This window comes from Anoxybacillus sp. (assembly GCF_036834105.1).
Taxonomy (GTDB): Bacteria; Bacillota; Bacilli; order Bacillales; family Anoxybacillaceae; genus Anoxybacillus.
Window position 1 is genome coordinate 1 of record NZ_DAITON010000227.1, and the last position, 1,847, is coordinate 1,847.

A 1,847-nucleotide genomic window follows, 5' to 3' on the forward strand; every position below is an offset into this window, starting at 1 on the left:
TTTATATATTATAACAAATTTTCGGAAAATACTGTTACATTTCGATAACTTTTTTTAATGCGAAAGGTAAGTCTCGTTGCCAGTATGTCCACGAATGATCGCCGTCAAACTCGTGATAGTGATAGCGAGCTTGTTTTGCTTGAAGGGCGGCACATAGCGCCCGATTCGGTTCAATAAAGTTGCGCACCATTCCATCTGTCGTTTTCACTTCCGTTTCTTGCGTGCCGATCGAATGATAAAGCGCAAGTAAATGCCAGTCGGTAAACGATCGAACGCGCGCCATCACATCGTCGTTTACATATGGCGACTGCATGATGACTTTTCCGAACGTATGCGGATATGTCATCGCGGTAAGGAGAGAAACGGTTCCTGCAAGCGAATCGCCAATGAGAATGCGGCTTGAGCCGATTTGATATGTTGAAAACTGTTCATCGACAAGCGGCGCAAGCTCGTTTGCTAGAAAGCGCATGTACGCTTCTCGTTTTTTTCCGTTCGGGTGGTATTTGTCATAACGATCGAATACGTCGCGGTATGGCACGCCGATGACGACAGCGCGCACCCCAAGCTCATCGATCACGCGGGCAATTTTTCCAAACATAAAATAATCTTGTCCATCTTGTGCGATGAGGACGAGATGTTTATAAAGCGGTGTGACAGGCTTTGTGCAGTATACGGGCAACGACAGTTCCTCATCTAAATGGTGGCTGTGAAGTTTTAACTCTTGCATGTTCTCCCATCCTTTTTCGACGTTGTTCTTTCTTATCGTATCACATTTCGGCATTTTTTGTCGCTGCGTGATATAATGAGAGAACGAGAGGAGGAATGAAACATGAAGCGTGTGACAAGCAAAGAAGTGTACGAAAGAACGTTGCAGTTATTGACGGAACGTGGGGTGACGATTCCAGCGATTGCTGAGATTGTATATGAAATGCAAAGTCCTTACAACAAAGAGCTAACGATGGCAGAATGTATAGAAAGCGTCGAAAAAGTGCTGCAAAAACGCGAGGTGCAACATGCGATTTTAGTTGGCATCGAGCTCGATAAACTAGCCGAACAAGGCATGCTTTCCGAGCCGCTGCAAACGATTGTCGAGACGGACGAAGGACTGTTTGGGGTCGATGAAACGTTGGCGCTCGGCGCAGTGCTCGGGTACGGAAGCATCGCGGTAACAACGTTTGGTCATTTAGATAAAAATAAAGTCGGGATCATTAAGCAGCTTGACACGAAGCGCGGCAAAGGCGTGCATACGTTTTTAGACGACTTAGTTGCCAGCGTTGCCGCTAGCGCATCCGGTCGCCTTGCCCACAATTTGCGCGACGAGGAAGAAGCTGCGTTGAATGCATAAACGTTTGAGGCTGTCCAAAAAGTCAGCGCAACTGACTTTTTGGACAGCCCCTTCTTGAAAACATGTCGAAGCTAATCTCCTAACCGCTCTCGTATTTCCTCCACTGTCATGTCGAGAATATGGGCAACGTCTGTTATACTCATTCCTTTTTCGACCATTTTTCGAATCGTTTCATTTTTCCCTTCTTCTCGACCTTGTTTCAATCCTTCTTGTCTTCCTTCATCCCGACTACCGCGAATGTTTGAAAGTTGATCAAGGAGCCATTTGAGGCGCATTTCGTACGCGTAGCGGTTTTCGGGGTCGACACTTAAGCTTTGCCATTCTTCTAGCGCTTCTAAAATATCTTGTTCTGTCATGGCAATTCCCTCCAATTCATGAAACATCTCTTCATCCATTTTTTTCGTTCGGCCATCGACAGCCGACAACATCGTTAACCATGGCCATTCTGGTGACTGTTTCACTTCTCTCCGATATTTCTTCCATTTTACCATAAATTGTGACA

General features: G+C 45.9%; 3 protein-coding genes. 1 reads left to right on the forward strand and 2 read right to left on the reverse strand.

Annotated features, from left to right (window positions below; all coding sequences use genetic code 11):
- Positions 1-34: 34 nt before the first annotated feature.
- Complete coding sequence (locus V7Z64_RS13185) at positions 35-727, reverse strand: alpha/beta hydrolase (RefSeq protein ID WP_297992722.1); 693 nt, start codon at positions 725-727, stop codon at positions 35-37.
- Positions 728-829: 102 nt separating this feature from the next.
- Here V7Z64_RS13185 and V7Z64_RS13190 point away from each other — a divergent pair, with 102 nt between their 5' ends.
- The gene (locus V7Z64_RS13190; protein ID WP_003395314.1) at positions 830-1,345 is read left to right on the forward strand and encodes a phosphatidylglycerophosphatase A family protein; all 516 of its coding nucleotides are present in this window, start codon (positions 830-832) and stop codon (positions 1,343-1,345) included.
- Between the two features lie 71 nt (positions 1,346-1,416).
- On the opposite strand, the gene V7Z64_RS13195 is transcribed toward V7Z64_RS13190, so the two are convergent.
- Positions 1,417-1,847: Rpn family recombination-promoting nuclease/putative transposase (locus tag V7Z64_RS13195; protein ID WP_334110735.1), on the reverse strand; the 431-nt coding region annotated here is incomplete at its 5' end.